The following is an 18,281-nucleotide window of genomic DNA, read 5'->3' on the forward strand; positions in this document are numbered from 1 at the left end:
CTCTTCCGATTGATGAAAACGCGTTGGTTAATCCTTGGTATTTTCCTTTCACTGCGACTGGTGTTAATTCATTTACTAACGCTGGAATCGACGGAATTACCGATGCTTCACCGATTGTTAGTACTACCATTGATAAGACAAATCCTGGATAAGTTTTCGTGAAAATCAATGTAAAGAACGATAACCCGATGAATAAAATCCCCAAGTAAATTTGGAAGTATAAACTATCATGTTTTTGCGCAATCCAATTAATTACCAATTGGAAGATTACTAATAAAAAGGCGTTTAGTGTCCATAATAAGCTATACATTGATAATGGAATTCCAGATCCGGTAATGTAGACCGACATGTTGGATACCCATTGTTCGTAGACAATCCAAATGATTGATAATGTGAAAAAGAATGTCGCAATAATCGTAAGGTTAGGTTTTGGTAACTTCACTTTAACCGTTTTTTCCTTATCCCGTTTAGCAGGGTAAATCGATCCTGGTTTATGGTAAGTTAAAACCGCGCTAATGCCATAAATGATTAAAATAACGGTCGATAACATGAAGACATATCCAATCCCAATTGGATAAATGAAGCCAACCGCAATTGTTCCGAATACAACCCCCACATTTTGCGCTAAATACAACATGTTAAAGATGAATCGTCCCGATTTTAAATGGACAGTTGTTCCTAGCGAATTAATCATTGTTAAGTTCCAACCGGTCGTAAAACCAAATAAAACTAACCCAATTGGGTAAAATGGCCATCCATTAAAAAAGATCAATCCTAATGAGATTAAGATAGAACCTATAATTCCTAAAATTGTCAAAAAATAACGGTTATGACGGTCGAATAACTTACCTGAGATATAATTACCCAACACATTTGAAGACGAGTATAGGAATAAAATTATTCCCACCTCGGTTAAGCTCTTCCCCAATGCATCATGCATATATACCGTAGTCAGCGGCCATACGGTACTAACCGCAATATTATTAATTAACGAACCTAGAAATAACCAATGCAGCTTAATTTCATTCATCAAGTCACCCCCATATTTTTACAAAAAAATCCTTAGCTATGCTAAGGATTTAGTTTTCTCTAACCTTGATCATCTGGATTGTATGCAATCGATGAAAATTTATTATGCGATTTAATGAAAAGTAATTTAACGGTTCCACGAGGACCTGAACGGTTCTTTTCGATAATTACTTCAACTTCACCAACATCTTCATTTGTTTGTGTTTCTGAAGGTTCATCGTCATCTTCTTCACCTTCACGTTCATAATAATCATCACGGTATAAAAAGGCAACGATATCGGCATCTTGTTCAATTGAACCAGATTCACGAATATCAGATAAGACCGGACGCTTATCTTGTCGTTGTTCCACACCACGAGACAATTGTGATAGCGCAATTACTGGGACACCCAGTTCTTTGGCAATCTTTTTCAATTGACGTGAAATGTATGAAACTTCTTGTTGACGGTTTTCTTGGCTTCCACCATCAACTAATTGCAAATAATCAATAACAATTAATCCAAGGTTATTAGTATCTTTAGCTAAACGACGAGTTTTCGCTCTAATTTCGGAAATCTTAGTTCCGGCAGTATCATCAATGTAGATTTGGGCTTCACCCAAACTACCAGTAGCCACGTATAAATTGTTTAATTCTTCCGGACTCAATTGACCCGTTCTTAAGTGATTAGCATTGATGTTTCCTTCTGCACAAATCATACGACTAACTAATGATTCGGCACTCATTTCCAAACTGAAAATAGCAACTGCTTTACCGGATTTAGTCCCCACGTTTTGTGCTAGGTTAAGTGCAAACGCAGTTTTACCAACGGCAGGACGCGCAGCTAGGATGATCAATTCATCATCATGAAGACCAGTGGTCATCTTATCTAGCGCCGGAAATCCGGTAGATAGTCCGGTAATTTCTGATTTTTGTTTTGATAAATCTTCAATGTCTTGCATCGTAACTTGCAAAACATCAAAAATTGATCTGAAATCAGTACTATTACGATTTTCGGAAACATTTAAAATTGAGCGTTCCGCATTATCCAGCACTTCATCAATATTACCGTCATTGTTATAACCTTCAGCAACAATGTCGCTGGCAGTTTTAATCAAACGTCTTGCAATTGATTTTTCGTGAACTGACTTGGCGTAAGCTGCAACGTTGGCAGCACTAGGGGTGGTAGTTGCAATTTCAACGATGTATTCGATATTTCCTGCATCTTCTAAATTGTGTTCACCTTCCAATTGACTACGTAAAGTCGTAGCATCAATTGGATCACCCTTATCACCCAATGTTTCCATCGCAGCAAAAATCAAGCGATTTTTATGACTGTAGAAATCGTCAGAGGTAATAAACTCTTGTGATTCAGCTAATCTATCATTATCTAGTAAGACCGCCCCCAAGACAGCCTTTTCTGCAGCGATATCTTGAGGTGGCATTGAATTACTATTTGTTAAATTGTTATTCATATTACCCCTCGATTTCTTGAAACTTATTATTGTTCACTAACATGGACGCGCAAAGTTGCGGTAACTTCCTTGTGTAGTTTGACTGGAACATTAGTGTAACCCAATGTTCTAATTGGATTTCCTAATTCAATCTTTCTTTTATCAATCTTAATGTTATGTTGTTTTTCCATTTCTGAAACGATTTGTTTTGATGAAACTGAACCGAATAGACGACCGTCAGCACCAACTTTAGCAGTTAGTTCAATTACGCATTTGTCATCTTCGATTGTTTTCTTTAAGTCTTTTGCTTCAGCTAGTTCGGCAGCAGCTTCTTTGGCTTCAGCTTTCTTTTCACCATTTAATTGGCTCATTGCTGAGTTAGTTGCTTCCTTCGCTTTACCTTGCTTAATTAAGAAGTTTTGTGCATATCCGTCTGAAACGTTCTTGATTTCTCCACGTTTACCTTTACCACGAACATCTTCTAAAAAAATAACTTTCATTCAAATCACTCCTCTTAATGTCTTTATATTATTATAAACTCTCTAGGCGCTTTTTTAAATGAATTAATTGTCTTCAGATTCTTCTGGAGCTTCCTCATTTTTAACTTCATTGATTGAGTCCATTAGCATAGCAACAACTTCTTCAATTGTCTTGTCAGCAATTTGAGTGGCACCACTAGATAGATGGCCACCACCACCTAGTTCTTCCATCACTCTTTGCACGTTGACTTCACCGTTACTTCTAGCAGAAATCCCGACTAAGTCTTCTGGACGACGAGTAATTACAAATGAAGCATCAACTCCAGACATGTTTAACATTGAATCGGCTGCTTGCGCAGCAGTAACTGGGTCATAAGTTAAGTCTTGTTCACCAGCAACATACATCATGTTTTCATGGCCTTCAATCACTTGGGCTTTAGAGATCAAGTGCATTCTAGCCATATAACTGTCTGGGTTTTCACGCATAAATTGTTGCATTTCTTCCGAATCAGCACCCGCTGAACGTAGATATGATGCAGCATCAAAGGTTCTAGTTCCAGTTCTTAATGTGAATTGTTTAGTATCCACAAAGATACCAGTTAACATTGCAGTTGCTTCTAGCTTGCTTACTGGTTGTGCATCTTGTGATTGGTATTCGAACATTTCAGTAATCAATTCACATGTTGATGATGCGTATGGTTCGATATATACCAAGACTGGGTTTTCTGGGAATTCTTCACCACGTCTATGATGGTCAATAATCATGACTTTGTTTTCTAAACGTTCATATAATTCTTTTGAAACACTCATGGATGGTTTAGAGTGATCGACCATAATTAATAAACTATTATCAGTAGCGATTTGAAGAGCTTCTTCTGGTGTAATGATATCTTCAGATAGAGTCTCATCTTCCTTAGTCTTATCGATCAAGCGTTGAACATCAGAATGGAAAGTACCATCAGGAATAACAACGTAACACTTCTTATCATTCATTTCAGCTAAACGATGAATCCCTAAACCGGCACCAATAGAATCCATGTCAGGTTGACTATGTCCTTGAACAAAGATGGTATCGGCTTCTTTGAATAATTCTTGTAGCGCTTGAGAAATCATACGAGCACGGACTCTGGTTCTCTTTTCCATTGGGTTGGTTTTTCCACCATAGAAACGAGCTTCATGGTCTTTGGCTTTGACCACCACTTGATCCCCACCACGACCTAGCGCTAAGTCTAAATCACTTTGTGCTTGTTCTGATAAATCATTTAAGTTGTCTTCACCATAAGCAATCCCAATACTTAATGTTAATGGGTAGTTTTGTTTAGATGTTGATTCACGAATTTGGTCTAAGATACTGAACTTATCATCTTCGATGTTTTTCAAAATCTTAGAATAGGCCATCATAATGTAGTGATCTTCATCAACTTGTTTGATGAAGAAACCAAATTCTTGGGCCCATTTAGTTAATTCGTTAGTAACATAGTTATTCAAATTAGAAATTTCTTGGTCGGTCATTGATTGAGTAATTTCATCATAGTTATCCAAGAAAACTTGACCAATCGCGATTTTTTCATCGTTATAGTCTTTTTCAATTTGATAATACTTAGTAATATCCATCATATAAATGGTGCGATATTCCTTTTGGACTAACATTGTAAAGTAATGATCATTCCACTTAATGGTTGCGTAATCTGGATTATCCCAGTTGTTTTCAACGATAGTGGCTAATTCTTCATTTACTTCTTCAATTGTCTTACCAAGTAAATCTTGGTCACCAAAATAAGGGGTTAAGTATGGGTTAACCCATTCAATAGCTCCTGTTTCACTGATCATTAAGACACCGACTGGCATTTCCAAAAGGGTTTCTTGTTCGCCACGGTGCATACGATATGATAAATCTGAAATATAATTATCGGTACTGACGCTTAGATCATTCATCTTTTTGAAGATATAAGATAGTAATGAACAAACGCACACTAGAAATACGATTCCGGCAGTCAAGTTATATAGGAAGGATACAACCAATCCGAAAATTGACAATACCGTTAAAGCTAACGCAATCCACCTTAAAACATTATTCTTTAAAAATGGTGGGAGGTTAGTTAATGAGAACAATTTCTTCATTGTAACTCCTCTTTTGCTATTTTTTTATATCTATATTTTATCACATTCGGCGACTAATCAAAAAAATGGAATACAATCATTAATTGTATTCCATCTATTCTTGAAATATTATCACATAAAAAAACTAGGACTGAATAGTCAGTCCTAGCCAAAATTTATTTTTAGTCTTCTGAAACGAATGGCATTAAGCCCATGATACGTGCACGTTTGATAGCAAGAGTTAACTTACGTTGGTTCTTAGCACTAGTACCAGTAACACGACGTGGTAAAATCTTACCTCTTTCAGATACGAAACGACTTAATAGGTTAGTATCTTTGTAATCGATGTATTCGATGTGGTTTGCGGCGATGAAGTCAACCTTACGGCGACGACGGCCACCTCTTCTTTGTTGAGCCATTAGAATTTCCCTCCTCTTTTATTTACACATTAAAATGGTAAATCATCATCGGAAATATCAATTTGATCACCTGAATTAGCGAATGGATCTGCTGCATTCCCACCGTTTGATGGTTGTGATTCAAATGGATTGTTATTTCCTGCATTGTTTTGAGGAGCATTGTTGCCCATGTTGTTTCCGCCTTGGTTACTTGAACGAGGTTCTAGTAAAGCAAAGTTTTCAACAACAACTTCAGTAACGTATACTCTTTGACCTTGTTGATTTTCGTAATTTCTTGTTTGAATACGACCATCAATTCCAACCAAAGAACCCTTGTGGGTGAAGTTAGCAAAGTTTTCAGCGGATTTACGCCAGATAACACAGTTAATAAAATCCGCTTCTCTTTCACCTTGTTGGTTCGTAAAAGAACGATCAACGGCTAAGGTAAAGTTTCCAACGGCAGAACCGCTTGGAGTGTATCGCAAATCAACATCCCGTGTTAATCTACCTGTTAAAGTTGTACGATTAATCATGCTGAAAATTACTCCTCTCTTTTTAAACGTTTAAATTTAAATTATCTTCTTACAGTCATTTGACGTAGAATGTCATCACTGAATTTTGATTGACGGTCAAATTCGTCTAGAGCTGTTTTGTCAGCAGTAGTCAAGTTAACAATGTGGTATACACCTTCATTGAAACCGGCAATTTCGTAAGCTAGGCGACGTTTTGCCCAGTCTTTTGAATCAGCAATCTTAGCACCATTGTCAGTTAGGATTTTGTCGAACTTAGCAACTAAATCGTTCTTAGCTCCTTCTTCCATATCTGGACGAATGATGTAAGTAATTTCATATGTGTGTTCTTCCATGAATTACACCTCCTTGTGGACTTTAGACCCAACCTCTTGGGTTGAGTAAGGAGTACTAGTTATTTATAACAAATACTCACGTTCCATAAGTTTACCATTAAAAACTAAATTATTCAATACAAAAACGGGAATGTTTTTTCGCGATACGTTTGTAAATACGCGAAGCATCTCCGTTTCATTTTTTAAAAGTTTTCAATTGTAAATAATTGAGCACCACGAATGGTCATAATGTATCCAGTTCCGCTGCTAGTGAACGCTAATCCTTCAAATTCTAAATTAGTGCCGAAACGAGTGGTTCTGACATCTTTATTCTTTAAATGACCTAACTTGCTAACTGGAACAGATGTGATGACCCCATCCGAAATCAAATATAGACGATTGTTAGCTGGATTGTAACTCATCCCTTGAGTTTGCACCCCAGGACCGTTGGCAATTCCTTGTTTGATAGCTCTAAACTTAGCAGACTTAGTATAAATTTTTCCTTTAAAGATAACGATGCTTCCCGCATGTCTTCTGGATGGACGATACTTAACATAAGTGTATGCATTTCCATTATTATCAAACGCCAATTCATTATTGATTGAATATGAGTGGCTAAATGTGGTTTTAATTTCTTTAATTGGTGCCAATGTATTGGCGCTTACTTCTACAAAGACTGGGCGTCTAGTAACGACGTCCATTCGGATGAACCAAAGACGATTGGTTTTAGGGTTTAGTGCTAATGATTGGCCGTGACCAACATTTAAACTAGGACCAAATTTCACCGCTTCCATGATTTGCGGATCACGACGCTTGAGACCGTATCTTAACGCAGCCATATTAGTAGTGTTGACGCCTAAACTGTTTAGTTTCCATAAGTCATATCTCACAATCCCACTACTAAAACCAGGATACATTACGTAAGCGTATTGACCAGATTTTGAAACGGCAACACTTTGTGGGTTAGCCATATCACCACTAGAATTATATGAAACTGGTAAATAGTAACTAGTTTTGGCATTACGACGGAAGTTACCACCGATAGCTAACATATAATATGGTTGGTTTTGATAGGTACCACTTTCGTAATAACCATTACTGGATCCATAACTGTACTTTGGAACGATTGCGTAATTAGTGTTGTTAACGAAATAAGTTGCTGTTCCGCCACTAAGCGCTACGCCCTTTTGCGTGTAAGTTCGGACACCCGCGTGAGCATCTACGCCGAGTACCAATAGTACTAGTGTTAAACCTAAAAATAAGATAGTTAATAGTTCTCTTCTATAATTCATCTGTAATTTCCTTTCAAAATATCAACTATAATTCTAGCATTGATACCCTGTAACAAATAAAAAAATTAGGTTACATTTTGGTAACTAAAAAAGCCATCATCGCAATAATGACAGCTACTTTTTCATCATTTTTTTATAAACAACAAATAGGATGTAAACAAATACCATTTGCAGGCTAATTGATGGGAACGTGTATTTATAGAAATTAACTATAAAGATGATTACGCTCCCCAGAGGCCATTTTAAAACTTCTTGATCAATCCAATTTAAACCGACAACCAATAAATAACTTAGGGCAATAGATACAGTTGTATATATGATGAAACTCTTTGATATCACGATTTTACTCATATTGAAAAAATCATTTTTATCGAATGCGACGGCAGCGAAAATGACCATACTGGTGGTTGCTGAAATAAATAAGACGTTCGCTAAATCCATTTTGCCCCCACGCTCAATGAAGTCATAAATGTCATAGCATAGTGATAATAAAATGACGTTTGCAATCGCCACCTTAGTATATTGTAAAAACTCTTTAATCCGTTTTCTGACTTCTGGTGATCGTTGCATTTTTCCTTTGCGCATAGGCTCATCTCCTCAATTATTATCCATTATAAACTAAAAACGGTTAGATTAACTCCAACCGTTTTTTATTCATTAACTAGATGATTTTGAACATACAAATCGTCCTTTTTAATATTTTTAATAAAAGTTGAAACGCTAAATAATGCGTATATGATTAGTAGCACTCCACTGATAATCATAATGTAACTACCATCAGAGAAGATATCGAACAACAAAGTATAAACCAGTGTTCCAAATGGCATAATGGCGAAACCAACCGTGTATAGTGTTGAACTAACTCGGCCTAAAATATGATGTTCAACCGTGCTTTGGAGACGAATCTCAATTGCCAAATCAAAAATGGCGAATGATAATTCCATCATTAATGATAGTAACATTCCAATCACTGAAACAATCATTTGGTTATTGGTTAGGAAGAATAATACTCCTAATCCCGATAAGCTGACTCCGACTAGGATTAATGTCGTGATAATCTTAGTTGCGAAATGGCGTTGTTCCTTTAATTGGCTAGTAATCAAACTACCTAATAAATAACCGATTGAATAACCAGTTTCAGTCCAAATTACGACTGAATTAGGTAGTCCCAGTTGATTGACGATAATAAATGGACTTCCAGTTACCACCGCAGTATAAAAAAAGTTAACCACGATTTCAGCGATAATACTGTCACGAATAAACGGGCGCTTTTTAACATAATCGATAGTTTGTTTGAACTGTTCTTTTTGTGAAAGGCGTTCTTTTTGTTCGTTTTCAACACGATTGAAATGGAGAGTCATCATAATTGCCATTGCGATGATGGTAGCTAAGATTTCTAAGCCGATTAAGCCTTCGACACTAATTAAAGCGTATAAAGTGATTCCTAACACCGGCGATAAAATTCTAGACGCGGATGCTACAGCGGTCGTTAACGACGTTAGTTTGGCGACATCCGATAACTTCACTAATTGACGAATCGATGCAGAATAGGCCGTATTTCTTAAGTTCACTAGGATGGAATCTACGGCGATAAAGATTGCCACTGGAATCAATAATGCTGTTCCAGAGAAGAATGGCAATGCCAATGCAAGCAAAGCAAACCCAATCACTCTTAGTAAATACCCCCAAAAGATGATCCGTTTATGATTATGGGTATCAACGAAATTACCAATTGGAATAAACGTTAATAGACTAATCAATGGACCTACCGCAATATTCATCCCGAAACTAAGTGGTGAATGGGTGGCATGAAGGAGCATGAAACTAATCCCGTATTGGAAAATTCCATAACTGAAAGCACCTAATCCGTTACTAGTAAGCGACTTGATCATTTGAAGATTAGATTCGCTTTGTGTCATCTTCTTGTTTTCCATTTAATCACCACCGTTTCTAGTTTTTTTAGCATTAGAATTCAATTATAAATCAGTTATATTTCAATTACAAACAATTTTCTTTTTTATTTTAAATATACAAAAAAGCCACCCAACATAAGTTGAATGGCTTTTAATTTATTTCTAATTATTCTTCATCATCGTTTGATTCGATTTCAGTCGGTTCTGCTGGAGTAGAAACTTCTGCTTCTTCTTCTTCAGATTCTTCTTCCTTTTGCACTCTGGCAACAGTAGAAACTCTAGAATCTTCATCAATCTTGATTAAGTGAACCCCAAGGGTTGCACGTCCAGTTTGTGAAACGTCAGAAATACTAAATCTGATCATGACACCTTTGTCAGTAACTAACATGATGTCTTCATCACCGGCAACAGTAGTTAATCCAGCTAATGGACCATTCTTTTCAGTCACGTTAACTGTCTTAATACCTTTACCACCACGACCCTTGATTTGGTATTCTTCAGCTGGCGTTTGTTTACCATAACCATTTTCAGAAATTACAAAGACGTTATCATTTGGATTTAAGACATCCCCACCAACAACGTAGTCATTATCTCTTAGACGGATACCACGCACACCGGTTGCTGAACGTCCCATTGAACGAACGTCTGCGACCTTGAAGCTGACACAGTAACCCAAGTGAGTTCCAATAATGATGTTTTGGTCTTCGGATACAGTTGAAACACGCATTAGTTCATCTTCATCCTTAAGGTGAATTGCCTTTAGACCATTACTTCTAATGTTTTGGAATTCTTCAACAGGGGTTCTCTTTACAGTCCCCTTTAGGGTTGTAAAGAATAGGTACTTACCATCGTTATTTTCATTTTCATCAATGGTAATCACTGCTTGGATCTTTTCGTCAGTATCAATGCCTAGTAGGTTGATAATTGGAATTCCCTTGGCAGCACGACCGTATTCAGGAATTTCATAACCCTTCATACGATATACCTTACCTAGGTTAGTAAAGAATAGTAATGAATGGTGGGTAGTTGTTCCTAATAGTTGTTCGATGAAGTCATCATCATGAACACCCATTCCTTGAACTCCACGACCACCACGGTTTTGACTCTTGAATTCTGAAGTAGCTGTACGCTTGATGTATCCATTATGAGTTAAGGTAATCATAATGTCTTCTTCAGCGATTAAGTCTTCATCTTCAATACTTAAGACTTCACCAACACGTAGTTCAGTTTGTCTTTCATCACCATATTTTTCTTGAATTTCTAGTAATTCTTGGTAGATTAATTCGTTAATCTTATCACGACTTGATAGGATTTCTTTTAAGCGACCGATTTCTTCTAATAGTTCGGCATGTTCGCTAACAATCTTATCGCGTTCCAAACCAGTTAAACGAACTAAACGCATATCCAAGATAGCTTGAGCTTGTTTGTCACTTAGGTCAAATTCACTCATTAATTGGTCTTTAGCGATAACTGAAGTTTGTGATTCACGAATAATGGTAATCACACGGTCGATATTATCTAAGGCCACAATCAAACCGGCTAAGATGTGAGCACGGTTTTCAGCTTTAGCTAATTCGTATTCAGTACGACGTTTAATAACGTTAACTTGGTGTTCTAGATATTCGTTTAAGATTTCCTTCAAGCTTAAAATCTTAGGAGTTCCATCAACGATGGCTAACATGTTAAAGCTAAAACTAGTTTGCATTAAAGTTAGCTTGTATAGGTTGTTTAAAACAACTTGTGCTGATGCATCACGACGAACATCAATCACGATTCTCATACCATCACGGTCAGATTCATCATTGATATCAGAAATTCCTTCTAGTCGTTTATCACGAACTAAGTTAGCGATGTGTTCGATCAACTTAGCTTTGTTAACCATGTATGGAATTTCAGTAGCGATAATACGTTGTTTACCACTCTTTTGTTCTTCGATTTCAGTCTTGGCACGAAGCACGATGCTTCCTTTACCAGATTCATAAGCTCTTCTGATTCCAGACTTACCTAACACAACTCCTCCAGTTGGGAAATCAGGTCCAGGTAAAACTTCCATTAAATCAGCAGTAGTTGCTTCTGGGTTATTCATTAACACATGAATAGCAGAAATAACTTCACTTAAGTTGTGTGGTGGAATGTTAGTTGCCATCCCAACGGCAATCCCGGAGGCACCGTTAACTAATAAGTTAGGGAAACGAGATGGTAGTACTTCAGGTTCTCTTTCACTTCCATCAAAGTTGTCTTGGAAATCAACAGTATCTTTATTGATATCTCTTAGCATTTCCATCCCAATTTTACTTAGTTTTGCTTCGGTATAACGCATTGCGGCTGCGCCATCACCATCGACAGAACCAAAGTTACCGTGTCCGTTAACTAATGGATATCTGTAACTAAAGGTTTGAGCCATTCTAACCATTGAACCATAAACGGCAGCATCCCCATGGGGGTGATACTTACCTAGGGTGTCCCCTACGATTCTGGCAGACTTACGGAATGGTTTGTCCGGAGTAAGTCCTAGTTCACGCATATCATATAAAATTCTTCTGTGAACTGGTTTCATTCCGTCTCGAACATCAGGAAGGGCACGTGCCACGATAACACTCATGGCATAGTCCAAGAATGATGTTTTCATTTTTTCAGACAAGTCAACATTTTCAATACGATGGCTTGATAGGTCTTCATTATTGGCCAATGTTTTTACCTCCAATTCATGGTCACTACATTAAAATGTTTCATGTGAAACATTTGTCGTTAAATATCCAAGTTTTCAACAAATGTTGCGTTTTCTTCGATGAACTTACGACGTGGTTCTACCTTGTTACCCATTAGCATGTCAAAGATTTCTGAAGCTTTCGCTGCATCTTTGGCTTCAACACGTTGTAGACGACGGTTATCAGGATTCATAGTTGTTTCCCAAAGTTGTTCCGCATCCATTTCACCAAGCCCTTTGTAACGAGAGATACTTGGTTTAGGTGAAGCTGGTAGTTGTGCTTTCCATTGTTCTAGTTCTTCATCATTTGCGATATATCTAATCATCTTACCTTGTTGTAAACGATACAAAGGTGGTTGAGCGATGTATACATATCCCGCATCAATCAATGGACGCATGTAGTTGTAAATCAATGTTAATAATAGTGTTTGAATATGAGCACCATCGACATCGGCATCGGTCATAATGATTAATTTGTGGTAATGCACTTTTTCAATATCAAAGTCATTACCGAAACCAGTTCCCATGGCAGTAAACATTGATCTGATTTCTTCATTAGCTAGGATTTTATCCATAGTTGCCTTTTGAACATTCAAAATCTTACCTCTAATTGGCAAGATTGCTTGGGTCAAACGAGAACGACCTTGCTTTGCAGATCCTCCCGCGGAGTCCCCTTCGACGATGAATAGTTCTGAAATTTCAGGATCACGACTAGTATTGTTAGCCAATTTACCTGGTAGATTGGAAATTTCCAATCCTGATTTCTTTCTAGTAACTTCACGAGCACGTTTAGCAGCGGCTCTAACACGAGAAGCTAATGCCCCTTTTTCGACGATTTGTTTACCCAATGTTGGGTTTTCAAATAAGAACTTAGAGAAATGTTCTGAGAAAATGTGGTCAGTAGCAGCTCTGGCGTCTGAGTTACCTAACTTAGTTTTAGTTTGACCTTCAAATTGAGGGTCTGGATGCTTAACTGAAATAACGGCAGTTAGTCCTTCACGAACATCTGGACCAGTTAAGTTTTCATCTTTTTCTTTTAGTAGGTTGTTCTTACGAGCGTAATCGTTAATCACACGAGTTAATGCACGTTTGAAACCTTCTTCGTGAGTTCCACCTTCGATGGTGTGAATGTTGTTGGTGAATGTTCTCATTTCACTGTGGTAATCATCAGTGTATTGAAGAGCAACTTCAACTGAAATATCGTTTTCCATACCTTCAACGTAGATTGGTTCTTCAAAAAGTGGTTGCTTGTCTTTGTCGATGTATTCAACATAGTGCTTAATTCCACCTTCATACAAGAATTCTTCGTATGTAGGTTCTTCTTGACGATTATCACGAAGAGAAATCTTTAGTCCTTTATTTAAAAAGGCAAGTTCTCTAATTCTTTCAGTCAAAGTTTTGATGTTGTAAGTAGTAGTTTCTGTAAAAATATCTGGATCTGGAACAAAGTGGACCTTAGTTCCGTGATTATCTGGATCATCGTCACCAACGAATTTCATTTCAGAAGCAACGTGTCCACGCTTGAAGTCCATGTAGTACTTCTTACCATCACGGGTAACAGTAACGTCTAGTTCTGTTGATAAGGCATTAACTACTGAGGCTCCCACCCCATGTAGACCCCCAGAAACTTTGTATCCGCCACCACCGAATTTACCTCCGGCATGCAAGACTGTGAAGACAGTTTCTAGGGCTGGCTTACCTGTTTTCTTTTGGATATCAGTTGGAATCCCACGTCCATTATCGACAATGGTAATACTGTTATCTTTTTCAACAGTTACGTGAATGGTATCGGCGAAACCAGCTAAGGCTTCATCAATCCCGTTATCAATAATTTCCCATACTAAATGGTGGAGACCTTGGACACTAGTTGATCCAATGTACATCCCTGGACGCTTACGAACAGCTTCTAGACCTTCTAGAACTTGAATTTGGCTGGCATTATATTCGTCAGCTTTTTTTCTTTGTTCTTCTTTTTCTTTATCAGTCAACTTTATTCCTCCCTTAAGTCAGACTATTCTTCCGATTCGACTTGCCCGCTGGAAATATTGAAGATTTTAGGGTCCTCAATTAAGTCACGAGCAATGCCGCTTAGGCTGGTAGTCGTCAAAAACGTTTGCACTTTATTTTGAATTGATTTTAGTAAATGAGTTTGGCGATTATCATCTAATTCAGATAAAACATCATCCAATAGGAGCACCGGATATTCGTTGGTCTCTTCTTTCATTAAATCAATTTCAGCTAGTTTCACTGAAAGTGCGGATGTTCTTTGCTGGCCTTGTGAGCCGAACGTGGAAACATCTTTCCCGTTAATAATAAATTGTAAATCATCCCGATGTGGGCCGTATAACGTACTTCCCTGGCGGATTTCTTTTTGCTTATTTTCAGCAAACAGATTCGTTAACGCTTGGTAAATATCGTCTACGCTAGTTTGGTCTTTTTTCTTTAATGCACATACATATTTAAATTTCAGTACTTCTTTATCTTGTGAAATTCCAGCGTGGATTTTAGCAGCCCATCCCTGTAATTTTTCAAGTAATTCTAAACGTTGAAAAATGATTTTAGCTCCATACGCCGCTAATTGATCGGACAAGACATCTAAGTACAATTCGTCTTTAGCTTCTTTCATCTGGAGCTGTTTTAAATAATTATTTCGTTGTTTTAAAATTTTGCGATACTGAGCATTATTGTATAAATATTGATTACTCATTTGACCGAATTCCATATCCATAAAGCGGCGTCTTATCGTTGGTGCGCCTTTTACGATTGATAGGTCTTCTGGGGCGAATAAAATCACGTTCAATTCACCTACATATGAAGATAGCTTGGCTTGTTCAAGATGATTAACTTTAGCTTTTTTACCCTTTTTACCCAAATCAATTTCTAGTTTGGTCGTGCCAAGTTCCTTTTCAATTTCGCCATAAACTTGTGCAGATTCGCTCTGCCAGTTTATTAGGTCACGATTATTACTAGTTCGATGGCTCCTAGTTAGCGCTAACACGTAGATTGCTTCTAACATGTTAGTTTTCCCTTGAGCATTATTCCCTAATAAGACGTTAATCGAAGGTGAAAAGGTCACTTCAACATCGCTATAATTACGAAAGTGTCGTAATTTTAGTTCTTTTAAATTCATAACTAACGCCTACTTTTTGCGAATAAAAAACAAACCAACATCAATTACTTCGACGTTGTCACCGTCGTATAATTTCTTACCACGACGATCTTCAGGTTCGTCATTTAGCTTCACTGCATGATCTTTTAAATACCACTTAGCTTGGCCACCAGAAGAAACAACATCTTCTTCTTTTAACAACTGTCCTAAAGTAATATATTCGGTATCGATGAAAACATTCTTTTTCAAAACTTCACCCACCTTTACTTATGTATTATTATACCCTTTTATAGGCCAAAAGTATAGTTTACAAGCTAATTTTTGCCATTCTCAGCAATTCTAAATTTAACTAGACCAGTTGATTTAAATTACGTCAAAATCGCTAAAATCTATCAAAATTGACTTTATAAGCAAAATAAACCCCTTAGATTTCCATCTAAGGGGTTTATTTATTATAAATATTTAATTTCTTTAGGTGTGTGGGTAAATGGCTTGCATCCATCTTCAGTTACATAGACACAATCTTCAATTCGAACCCCAGCAAAACCGGGAACATAAATTCCTGGTTCAATTGAGAAACACATCCCTGGTTTGATTTCCATCTTGTTACCTTCCATGATTGATGGGAATTCGTGTTCTGACATTCCCATTCCATGACCTAATCGGTGAATGAAGTACTTACCATAACCAGCTTTATCGATAATATCACGCGCTACTTTATCAATTTGTTCAGCAGTAACACCTGGTTTAACGAATTCCATTGCAGCTAATTGCGCTTCTAAACAAACGTCGTAAATGTCTTTTTGTTTATCGTCTAATTTACCAACGGCAATAGTACGAGATGCATCTGAAATATAACCATCATGAACAGTTCCTAAATCAAATAGCACCATTTCGTTGTTTTGGATCAAGTTATCACTAGTAGCACCATGTGGTTCAGCAGCATGCGCACCGGCTTGAACCAAGGTGTCAAAACTCATTTCCATAACACCCTTTTGTTTTAGTGCATATTCTAATTCAGCTACGACTGATTTTTCTGATTTACCAGCTTGAATGGCTGCGAATCCTTTTTCAAAAGCAAAGTCAGCTTCCTTACCAGCTTCTTTTAATTTTTCAATTTCATCTTCTGATTTGATTAAACGCATTGTATTTAAGAAATCGGTAATGTCAGTTTCAAACTTCACATTTCCTAACTCTGCGTGTAAGTTTTCTAGTCGCGCAACTGTCAAACTTTCTTTTTCAAGTCCAGCGGCTTTAGGATTATCAACTCGTTGTTTTACATGAGCTGCAATCTTTTGCCATGGATTTTCATGGTCTAAATATCCATAGACATCATATGGAAAACCCGTATCTTTAATTGCTTCAACTTCCAATGCTGGAGCGAACATAAACGGTTCCTTTTCAGGGAACACAATTAAAGCTAGCACTCTTTCCACCGGATCACTGTAGAATCCAGTTAAATATTGAATCGTCTTTGGATCACTTAAATACGTGAAATCTAATCCATTATTGTAAGTCCAATCCTGGATTGACTTTATCTTAGACATGTAAATCCCTCCTCTTTTAATCTATCTTAGCCCAAATCAGTAAAAATTAAAACAAAAATTAGATTTTAAATTAAAAAAACACGCCACTTTATTAGATAAAGGACGAGTTTTATGAGAAATATTATTAGAAAGTACGAACTGGTGTAATCAATTCGATAAAGTTTTCAGCATCTTCGGATGGAACTAATGTAAATGGACGTAATGAAGTTGTGAATGACACATTAATCATTGAGTGACCAAATGCACGTAGCGCATCTTTCATGTAATCAGGGTTAAATGAGATTTCTAAATCATTACCTGATAATTCTTTGCTTTCAACGTCTTCTTCAACATTACCAACGTCTGGTGAGTTACCTGAAATAGTAACCTTTTTGTCATCAGTCTTGATACTTAGTTTAACAACATTGTTTCTTGATTCATGTGATAGAAGAGAAGCTCTTTCAATCGCACCTAGTAATTCGTAAGCTTCAAATTGAACTTGAGTTTCTGATTCATTTGGAATCAAACGAGAAGTATCTGGGTAAGTTCCTTCTAGTAAACGTGAGTAGAAGTATGTGTCACCAATTGTAAATAGCACTTGGTTGTCAGTGATCTTCATTTTCACGTTTTCGGTTTCGTCTGAAATCATTTTTGATAGTTCAGATAAACTGCTACCAGGAATGATAACGTCGTATTCACCTTGGTTATCAGGTAAAGCCACTTTACGTTGACTTAGACGATGAGAGTCTGTAGCGACAGCAAATAAAGTACCATCTTTTAACACAAAGTGAACCCCAGTAAGAATTGGACGACTTTCTTGAGTTGAAACCGCAATTACAGTTTGGTTAATGATTTCCTTGAAGACGTCACCTGAAAGTGAGATTTCATTATCATTATCAATTTCTGGTAAGTGTGGGTAATCTGCAGCATCTAAACCATTAATAGTAAATGATGATGTTCCAGAAGTGATTTCAGTTTGGAAACCATTAGTAACAGAAAGTGTCATTGTATCGTTAGGTAATTTTTTTACGATTCCACTGAAGAATCTAGCAGGTAAAACAATTGAACCTGGTTCTTCAATGATTAGTTGGTTGTCAGCATCATTTTTATCAATCACTGTTTCAATTGAAATATCAGCATTGCTTCCAGTTAGGATTAAAGCATCATTTGAAACTGTTAGTTTTAATCCAGTAAGAATTGGAATAGTAGTTTTAGATGAAATTGCTCTAGAAACCATATTAATTCCTTGAATGAAAGCTGATCTCTTGATTGAAAATTTCATTATTCATATCTCCCCGTGAGTGTATTTATATAAATTTAATATATATAGTTATATAAAGCAGTAATAGAACCTGTGTATTCTGTGGAAAAGTTAACTCATATAAAGCGTATCAAAGTTTTTCACATGTGGATAACTTGTGGATAACTTTATCATTTTTCCACATTAAGAATA

General features: G+C 36.9%; 16 protein-coding genes. All 16 read right to left on the reverse strand.

The window, feature by feature from the left end; translation table 11 throughout:
- A partial coding sequence (locus tag ABWU86_RS01100) for an MFS transporter (RefSeq protein WP_353320996.1) occupies nucleotides 1-1,030 on the reverse strand: 1,030 nt, incomplete at its 3' end.
- Nucleotides 1,031-1,089: 59 nt separating this feature from the next.
- Entirely contained in the window at nucleotides 1,090-2,481 is a 1,392-nt protein-coding gene (dnaB, locus tag ABWU86_RS01105; RefSeq protein ID WP_293793356.1) for a replicative DNA helicase, read from the reverse strand.
- Between the two features lie 26 nt (nucleotides 2,482-2,507).
- On the reverse strand, nucleotides 2,508-2,960 hold the full coding sequence (rplI, locus tag ABWU86_RS01110; RefSeq protein ID WP_293793359.1) for a 50S ribosomal protein L9: 453 nt from the start codon (nucleotides 2,958-2,960) through the stop codon (nucleotides 2,508-2,510).
- Between the two features lie 63 nt (nucleotides 2,961-3,023).
- Complete coding sequence (locus ABWU86_RS01115) at nucleotides 3,024-5,060, reverse strand: DHH family phosphoesterase (RefSeq protein ID WP_293793361.1); 2,037 nt, start codon at nucleotides 5,058-5,060, stop codon at nucleotides 3,024-3,026.
- 161 nt (nucleotides 5,061-5,221) lie between these two features.
- Nucleotides 5,222-5,458, reverse strand: a complete 237-nt coding sequence (rpsR, locus tag ABWU86_RS01120) for a 30S ribosomal protein S18 (protein ID WP_034530639.1) — start codon at nucleotides 5,456-5,458, stop codon at nucleotides 5,222-5,224.
- A gap of 29 nt (nucleotides 5,459-5,487) precedes the next feature.
- On the reverse strand, nucleotides 5,488-5,970 hold the full coding sequence (ssb, locus tag ABWU86_RS01125) for a single-stranded DNA-binding protein (protein WP_053949427.1): 483 nt from the start codon (nucleotides 5,968-5,970) through the stop codon (nucleotides 5,488-5,490).
- A gap of 41 nt (nucleotides 5,971-6,011) precedes the next feature.
- Nucleotides 6,012-6,302 (reverse strand): 30S ribosomal protein S6, encoded by a 291-nt coding sequence (gene rpsF / locus ABWU86_RS01130; protein ID WP_053949426.1) that lies wholly within the window; start codon nucleotides 6,300-6,302, stop codon nucleotides 6,012-6,014.
- Nucleotides 6,303-6,484: 182 nt separating this feature from the next.
- The gene (locus ABWU86_RS01135) at nucleotides 6,485-7,573 is read right to left on the reverse strand and encodes a hypothetical protein (RefSeq protein WP_353320999.1); all 1,089 of its coding nucleotides are present in this window, start codon (nucleotides 7,571-7,573) and stop codon (nucleotides 6,485-6,487) included.
- 114 nt (nucleotides 7,574-7,687) lie between these two features.
- Nucleotides 7,688-8,158, reverse strand: a complete 471-nt coding sequence (locus ABWU86_RS01140; RefSeq protein ID WP_293793402.1) for a hypothetical protein — start codon at nucleotides 8,156-8,158, stop codon at nucleotides 7,688-7,690.
- A gap of 65 nt (nucleotides 8,159-8,223) precedes the next feature.
- The gene (locus tag ABWU86_RS01145) at nucleotides 8,224-9,507 is read right to left on the reverse strand and encodes an MFS transporter (protein ID WP_293793403.1); all 1,284 of its coding nucleotides are present in this window, start codon (nucleotides 9,505-9,507) and stop codon (nucleotides 8,224-8,226) included.
- A gap of 145 nt (nucleotides 9,508-9,652) precedes the next feature.
- The gene (gyrA, locus tag ABWU86_RS01150) at nucleotides 9,653-12,115 is read right to left on the reverse strand and encodes a DNA gyrase subunit A (RefSeq protein WP_435370525.1); all 2,463 of its coding nucleotides are present in this window, start codon (nucleotides 12,113-12,115) and stop codon (nucleotides 9,653-9,655) included.
- Nucleotides 12,116-12,234: 119 nt separating this feature from the next.
- A complete protein-coding gene (gene gyrB, locus ABWU86_RS01155; protein ID WP_053949420.1) occupies nucleotides 12,235-14,181 on the reverse strand; it encodes a DNA topoisomerase (ATP-hydrolyzing) subunit B in 1,947 nt (648 codons plus the stop codon).
- A 23-nt stretch (nucleotides 14,182-14,204) separates the two neighbouring features.
- Nucleotides 14,205-15,323 (reverse strand): DNA replication/repair protein RecF, encoded by a 1,119-nt coding sequence (gene recF / locus ABWU86_RS01160; protein WP_293793409.1) that lies wholly within the window; start codon nucleotides 15,321-15,323, stop codon nucleotides 14,205-14,207.
- Nucleotides 15,324-15,332: 9 nt separating this feature from the next.
- The gene (gene yaaA, locus ABWU86_RS01165) at nucleotides 15,333-15,551 is read right to left on the reverse strand and encodes a S4 domain-containing protein YaaA (protein WP_187155851.1); all 219 of its coding nucleotides are present in this window, start codon (nucleotides 15,549-15,551) and stop codon (nucleotides 15,333-15,335) included.
- A gap of 203 nt (nucleotides 15,552-15,754) precedes the next feature.
- Entirely contained in the window at nucleotides 15,755-16,849 is a 1,095-nt protein-coding gene (locus tag ABWU86_RS01170) for a M24 family metallopeptidase (protein WP_293793411.1), read from the reverse strand.
- Between the two features lie 124 nt (nucleotides 16,850-16,973).
- Entirely contained in the window at nucleotides 16,974-18,110 is a 1,137-nt protein-coding gene (gene dnaN, locus ABWU86_RS01175; protein ID WP_053949417.1) for a DNA polymerase III subunit beta, read from the reverse strand.
- Nucleotides 18,111-18,281: the final 171 nt, after the last annotated feature.

Source organism: Apilactobacillus pseudapinorum, assembly GCF_040369555.1.
Taxonomy (GTDB): Bacteria; Bacillota; Bacilli; order Lactobacillales; family Lactobacillaceae; genus Apilactobacillus.